The organism is Acidaminococcus sp., assembly GCF_050873445.1.
GTDB lineage: Bacteria > Bacillota > Negativicutes > Acidaminococcales > Acidaminococcaceae > Acidaminococcus.
This window is the reverse complement of sequence record NZ_JBNMIU010000073.1, coordinates 1-7489: the sequence shown is the minus strand read 5'-3', so window position 1 is coordinate 7489 and position 7489 is coordinate 1. Positions and strand designations below refer to the sequence as shown.

Annotated in this window: 4 protein-coding genes and 1 tRNA gene; all 5 read left to right on the top strand. The window is 50.8% G+C overall.

The genetic code is table 11. The annotated features are described in order from the left end of the window. Positions 1 to 176: 176 nt before the first annotated feature. The 5 genes from ACR0QW_RS10260 to ACR0QW_RS10240 all read left to right on the top strand — a co-directional run bounded on the left by ACR0QW_RS10260 (position 177) and on the right by ACR0QW_RS10240 (position 7121). Entirely contained in the window at positions 177 to 3365 is a 3189-nt protein-coding gene (locus ACR0QW_RS10260) for a hypothetical protein (RefSeq protein WP_432643553.1), read from the top strand. 6 nt (positions 3366 to 3371) lie between these two features. Further along, complete coding sequence (locus ACR0QW_RS10255; RefSeq protein WP_432643552.1) at positions 3372 to 5162, top strand: DUF2357 domain-containing protein; 1791 nt, start codon at positions 3372 to 3374, stop codon at positions 5160 to 5162. A gap of 59 nt (positions 5163 to 5221) precedes the next feature. Next, a tRNA-Ser gene (locus tag ACR0QW_RS10250) sits at positions 5222 to 5312 on the top strand. 361 nt (positions 5313 to 5673) lie between these two features. Beyond that, positions 5674 to 6612 carry a tyrosine-type recombinase/integrase gene (locus ACR0QW_RS10245; protein WP_337464882.1) on the top strand — a complete coding sequence of 313 codons (939 nt, stop codon included), beginning with the start codon at positions 5674 to 5676 and terminating at the stop codon, positions 6610 to 6612. A gap of 26 nt (positions 6613 to 6638) precedes the next feature. Continuing rightward, on the top strand, positions 6639 to 7121 hold the full coding sequence (locus ACR0QW_RS10240) for a hypothetical protein (protein ID WP_432643551.1): 483 nt from the start codon (positions 6639 to 6641) through the stop codon (positions 7119 to 7121). The last annotated feature ends 368 nt before the right edge of the window (positions 7122 to 7489 follow it).

The window sequence follows — 7489 nt, the reverse complement described above, 5'->3', positions numbered from 1 at the left end:
AATAAGCCCCTCGAGTGAGGGGCTGCCAGGAAATGTAGTGCGGTTGGTAGCCTTTAAATCTAGGGCCTTAAGGCCGAGGCAGGTAACGCGGCTTATAGCCGCAGAGCAAACTACCCGTTATACGGGTAGTTTTGATTTGTCAAATTTTATTACTATATTTCTGCATGACGGAGGTTATGATGAAGACTACGAAACAAACCATTCCCCCGCTTCTGAAGGAAACCACGAAAGAAAATCTGGAGCAGATCGATGACCAGGATTTGAAGCTGCTGTTCCAGAAGGCTCCCATGGAAGTCCTTTTGAAGCCTATGAAAAGCAACAGCCGTCCGTATCGCAAGTATATTGCCCAGCTGGGCAGGCTGGACCGCCATTCTCCCAACGTGAAGCGGAAAATGCTCCCCTTTGCTGCAGAGCTGTATCGCAAGGGCGATAAGCAGTACCGGCTGATCCTGGTGGCAGCGCTGCATGAGTTGCTGTACCAGGTGGAAAAGGGCCTGGAACAGCTCCTCAGTGACAAACCGGCCGACTGGAAGAAGCTGCAGGGGTACAATCCGGCTACCATGGCGGACTTCCTGCTGCGCTTCCGGCAGTTCTGTCAGGAACACCATGCTGCGGTAACCTTGGATCAGTTCTGGGCGGCCCTGCGGCTGCTGGAAATCCCATATCCGGTGGGGCCTCAGAAAAAGGTAGCCCTGCTGTTGGAAAAGAAGGAAAAGGAAGCAGCGGCATCCAGGGAATCTTCCAGAGAAGAAATTGTCAAAGAAGCGGCCAAACCGGAAGGGAAGGAACCGGAAGCGCGCCAAAAGGAGAAGAATCGGGGAACCCGCAAAAAAGAAAACAGGAAGGATAACAAAAAGGACCGGAACCGGAAACGGGAAGTCCAAACTGGAAAAAAGAGCGGGGAAGAGTCCATTCCGGCAGCGGTGACAGAAACGGAAACAAAACCGGAACTGGCACCCGAACCGGTACGGACGAAGAAAGAACATTTTTATGTCAGATCGGAAGATTCTCAGGCCAAACCGGAAATGGCAGATTCACAGCCTGAAACGAAACCTGCGGCCGCTGTACCCGCTGCTGTTCAGGAAAAAGACTCTGCTGCCGAAAATCCGGAATCTGCTGCACTCACCCCGTCTGTCTCCCGGACCATTGTGGGCCGCATCAACATCGTGGACAGTTTCTATAACTTCACTCCCATGGGTGTATGGAACGCAGGCCAGTATCGGGCCCTGACCCAGGAAGAAATCGACGCACTGATCCCCCGGGCGGAGCAGTATAAGAACATCAACCTGTGGTACAGTCTCCACAGTGACCAGAAATTCATGGAGGAGCATTTCCACGAAAACGACATTGTGTTCCTGGACCTGTCTCCCGATGATCTGGTAGAAAATAAGGACAGCCAGGGGAACCTGCGCTCCACGGCCTACCGGGTATTCTGCATCGATGCCCTGAAGGCGGGCAAACTCCGCTTCCCGTATGAAGAAGGGCTGTATGCCCTGGTGGAAGAAAAACAGCTGCTGGATCCTCTGGCTACGGATACGGTGCTGCGGCTGCAGGAACCGAACCTGTTCGTGGGCCAGCAGCTGCTGCTCCATCTGGAAAACGGCTGGATTGCCGGTCCCTACGAAGTGCAGCGGAATGTGCGGTTCGGGTTCTATCTGGAAAGTGATGTGCCCGAGAACCAGTATCTGCTCACCGCCTGCCCGCAGGATGCCTGGAAGACCGAGACATTCTATCCGGCGGAGGGGACCTGGGCCAGTCGGCAGGAAAAGACCGAATGGGTATTCTACCATCGCCTGGCCGGTACCCAGAGCCAGCTGGTGGATCTGGCCACTGACGAAGTGCTGGTGCGCAGCCTGGTGAACTGCTGCCGGGCTGAACAGGGTGATCTGGTGAAACCGGCGGATTTGAAAGCTTTCCTGCAGCGGGAAGAAGAGAGGCTTTTCACTGACCTGCCAACTGCGATCCGCCAGCAGCGCCTGGACCGGCTGGAAGCCATCCTGGAAGGGGATGACATTGCCCGGGACAGCTATAAGGCTGTAGGAGACTTCCTGTATCAGCATCTGCTGGAGAATCTGGACAAGCGCTGGAGCCAGGATTTCATCACCGCAATGGTGGAGCGGGTACCGGATCTGTGGCGGCAGCTGGGCAGCGCAAAAAATCTCAGCAGCCGCAACCGCCGGACCATTGCCCAGGTGCAGGAACGGCAGGCCCGTCTGGCTCAGCCCCAGAGCGAAGAAGAGCTGGCCCGGCGGATCAACGCTCTGCCTGCGTCAGGCAGCAGCAACCGCAAATGCCTGGATTACCTGGTGGAAGCCATCCAGAAGGAACGGCCCCAGTACAGCCGCAACCTGATCATGAACCTGCTTCTGTGCACCACCCAGGGGTTCCTTACTGTATTTTCCGGAGCCCCGGGCAGCGGCAAGACTTCCTTCTGTAACCTGCTGGGCAGGGTGCTTGGACTGACCCAGTTCGACCGGAAAATCGGCGGCCAGGATTTTATGAGTACTGCAAACCGGTATATTCCTGTGTCTGTGGAACGGGGCTGGACCAGCAAACGGGATCTGATCGGCTATTACAATCCCCTGAATAAGACCTTTGAAGAAAGCAACCGGGACGTGTACGACGGCCTGCGGCTGCTGGACTGGGAAAAACGGCATGGGGTGCGTCAGTATCCCTATTATATCCTGCTGGACGAAGCCAACCTGTCGCCCATGGAATACTACTGGGCCGACTTCATGAACGTATGTGATGACTGGAATGGGGAACACACCATCAACCTTGGCCACAGTCACCGGTTCCAGCTGCCTGAGACACTGCACTTCCTGGCAACCATCAACAACGACCATACCACCGAGACCCTGTCGCCCCGGCTGATCGACCGGGCCTGGATCATTACGCTGCCTCATACGGAATTCGTGCCCGAAGTGGGACGGGGAATGGGCAACGGGGAGATCCAGCGGATTTCCTGGCTCCAGCTGAAAAACCTGTTCGATGTGGCTCCCCGGGAGAACTGTGCCCTGACCAGTGTGGAGCAGAATGTATACGACCGGGTGAAGGCCCGCCTGGCTGAACAGAATATCTACCTGAGCATGCGGATCGAACTGGCCATCCACCGCTACTGGCGGGCGGCTTCCCGGCTCATGGAACCCGAAGAACACATCCGGCCCGGCATCATTGCCCTGGACTTTGCCGTGGCCCAGAAGATCCTCCCCAAACTCAGCGGCAATGGGGCGGAATACGAAAAATGGCTGATCCAGTTCCGGGATGACTGCGCCAGCAACAAGCTGCGGCAGAGTACGGCCCTGCTGGATCAGATCCTGGAGTGGGGGAACCGGCGGATGAAATTCTTCCAGTTCTTCCATTAAATCATCATGATGAACGAAATCCGTCTGCTGGAACAAAATGGCCCGGTGCTTACCCTGCCCGTAACGGCGCAGCAGCAGCCCTACGGAGCCGAACGGATCCTGGCGGCTACCAGGCACCCCGGCGTGCGGGAAAACCAGCACTACGACCTTGGACTGCCCCAGGCCGGGAATCCGGCCGAGGTAAATGTAACGCTGAATGGCAAGCCGCTGAACGGGATGTACGACCGGCGGCACCGGCAGGTGCTGTTCTCGTATCCCATCTTTGCCTACCATATGGGCCTGGTGGAGCTGGAAATCACCCTGCAGCAGGATGATGGCATCACCGAAACGTATTACACGGATCTGCTTCCTGTGCTGATCCAGCCTTCCGCCCGGCAGCAGAATCTGGCCGCCATGCTGGAGTTCGTATATGATCATCAGGCACCTCTGCTGGAAGAAGATTCTCTCCAGGCCGGTGGATCCGGCTTCCAGGATTTCCTCAGCCAGCTGACCCTGGCCGAAGAAATCCTGCAGGTGTATGAGGAGAACTACGGGTATTTCAAAGCCAACTGCCGTCATACCCTGGAAACGGAAGAGGTGGTGGACTGGACAGAAAAGGTCCAGATCGTCAATTCCCACACCCTGCAGTATATGGTGCGCCATCCCGAATACCTGCGGAAGGCTCCTTTTGGGGTGGACTGCGCAGGCGGTCACTACCTGCCCGAAAAGCTGCTCATGACCCAGGACAGGATGAGCCGGGACGTGTACGAGAATCAGGTGGTACTCAGCTTCCTTCAGCGCCTGTGTTATGATTTGGAGGAGGAACGGAAGGAAATCACCGACGCCCTGAATCGGCTGCAGCTGCCCGGCCCTTCGGCGGACGGCTACCTGCTCAGCAGTGAAATCTTGTATGAGAATGCTGCCAAACTGCTGCGGGGGTTTCTGGAGCGGTGCAGCAAGGTACAGGAACAGCTGCAGGAGATGTTCGTTTCGTACCGGCAGATCCTGCCGGTGACGCTTCTGGACGCCTCCCAGCTGCCCCTGCCTACGGAGCCTTTTTTCCGGGTACCCCAATATTACCGGATCTATCTGTGTATCCACCAGTGGCTCCAGAACGCTACCCACCATTTCCCACGGGAGCGGATGCTGCTGAATCTGTACGAGAACACATTCGTGTTCGAAATCTACTGCCTGGTGAAACTGCTGGATCTGGCCCGGAAGGCCGGATATCAACTGGCGGAGAGCCGCCACCAGACCTATAGTGCAGGGGAACGGGGCTTTTATGGTGCCGGGGGCTATCAGAATGTATTCACCCTGGAAAAGGACGGGGCCACGCTGACCCTGTACTTCCATCCCGTGCTCACCGATCGGGACGAGAGCGGACAGACCGGCATCCATCTGTACCGGAACAGCACCTACGCCTTCAAAGCCCTGGAAGAGGGTCATTATTATACTCCCGATTACCTGCTGCGGTGGAAAGGGAAGGGGAAGGAGAACTACCTGGTGCTGGACGCCAAGTACAGCTACAAGAAAAAGGTGCTCCAGGAGCTTATGCCCGAGATGGCCTACAAGTACCTGCTGTCCTTGAGCCCCATTTCCTATGAGGAACAGGGACGGCCCGTGAAGGTGGCCATAAAGGGGCTGGAAATTTTGTACGGCCTCACCAACGGGGACCAGCAGCTGGAATCTTTTTATAACTGTCAGCTGCCCGGCAGCGCCATTGCACCGGCGGCCAATGCGGTGCCCTGTTCTGAAGAAGTGAAGCCCGAAAACCAGCAGCGGAACATGGCCGAATTGCTGCGGGAAATCGAAAATTAAAAAAGTTGTTGACAAGATCGGCTGATTGGTGTATTATAAACGAGTCAGCCGGTTCTAATGGAGTGGTACTCAAGTGGCTGAAGAGGACGGTTTGCTAAATCGTTAGGGGGGTTAAACCCCGCGAGAGTTCGAATCTCTCCCACTCCGCCATTTTTTCTAGTGGTTAAGTTCTGTACTAGATTAAAGGTACACGAGAAAATCGTAAACCTAGTATTAATCAGTAGTTCAGAGTTTAGTCACCCTTGAAATTCTACATACGGTAGACAATTAGGCATCCCAAAAGGGGTGTCTTTTTTGTTATATGTGCTTAGGAACACGCAAGATTAAAATCTATTTGGGTTCTTATGTATCTGTATTCCATGCTGATTTTCCCTATTTCTTCTATAAAATCCTGTAAAAACCTGTGAAAAAGGGTCTAAATGAGCCTCTAAAGTGTGAATAAATTGTGAACAAAATTTATACCTAACACAGGAGGAGAAAATGAGAAAGACGAAAAGGGGAGGAGAATCAAATGGAATTATCAGTACAAGAGTCCTTAAATGTTTTCTATCGGCATTGTATCAGTAGTAATTTAGCGGTCAGCACCATAGACAACTACAGGAGGAGCCTAGTACCCTATATGTTATTCCTTACACAGGAGGAGCATATAGAGACTATAGATAAAACGACTCCTGACAGTGTCTTAAAGTACCTTGAATACCTCCGTAAGAGGAACTTAGCAGGAGTGACCATAGCGGACAAATATATGGTACTCAAAGTATTCTATAACTTCCTGACAGAGTGGGAATACATTGCAGAGAATCCCATGAAACATATCAGGAAACCTAAATACCAAAAGAAACACGCAAGGACTTTCTCTACACAGGAAGTCTTAGAGATTCTGAAAAGTTTTGATAAGAACACCTTTATTGGCTATCGTAATTATATGCTCATGTGCCTTCTCTTCAGTACAGGAATGAGAAAGACAGAGGCAATGAAGTTATCTGTAACGGATATTCACATTCATGAAGGCTTTTTGGTGGTACAGCATGGAAAGGGGGATAAATCAAGGGAAATTCCTTTAGGGGTCTCCTTGCGGCGTATCCTGAAAAGGTATCTTAGGGAGAGAGATACAGTTCTTCAAGAATATGGGGCCTTTACTCCTAGACTCCTTATAACCTACTATGGGACTCCCTTAGGCAATGGGGGCATTGATACGGTATTCAAGTACCTGAAAGAACACCTAAAGGGCTTAGGGATACCAGAGAAACGCCTATCAGCTCACACATGGCGACATACCTTTGCAAAGACCTTTCTTCTCAATGGGGGAGACCTCTTCACTCTTCAAAAGATACTAGGGCATGAAGATGTATCCACTACAAGAATTTATGTAGAGTATACCAATAAGGAAATGAAGGTACAGAATGAGAAATATAATCCTTTGGATAACCACCAATGGCAATATTGCTAACTTATTAAGAAGGAGGAATCATTATTATGATGAATAACACCATTATCAGACGTAAAGGGGAAATCAAGACAGAGGCCGAATTAAAGACCCTATTAGAGAACAGAGGGGGGAAAAACTTTGCAGAGAGAATCTTTATTGAATCCTGTGTGAATCAGATAAGCAATAAATCATTACAGAGACTCCTTTTAAAGGGCTATTGGGGTACCCATGCGGCCTTAAAATATGCTAGAGACAAACAGAAATTCTTTCTTATTTCTTCTCATGGTTCCATAGATATTACAGAGTGTCTTTATGATGAAATAGAAAGAAATTGGCCTACAGATGATATGACTCTATTTAATTCTTGTATTGATCTTATAGAGGATGATAGGGCTAGAGAAAAGAAGTGCTATGCAGAAGATGTACTAGAAGATTTAATTAGTATGAATATATGGGGCTATACAGGCGGTGTCTTTATCGGTGTAGATTATGATGATAAGGATTTTGATACCATATATGACCAAATATGACCACTTTACAAACTTTACCTTATAAGGAGCTGTATAGAGCGATATAGAGAGATATAGAGAGAACCATACAGGGCTATATATAGGGGGACTACTTCAGATACATAATAAGGGGGTAGTCCTCTCTTTTTCTTTTGTTTATTTTTAGTTCTTCATATATAATAAATAACGATTAAAAAAAAGCCCCTATAGGGAGTACCTGAATAAGTTAAGATACCGCTATAGGGGCCATAATAAGGAAGACAACAACACTGAAGTGGTAAACTAAAATTGGACACGGAGGGGGTAATTTTTGGACATACGGTGTATACTGTACGGATAGTACGAAATTAATTATCGGACAGAAATTCTCCCTCACAGGACAGGAGGTT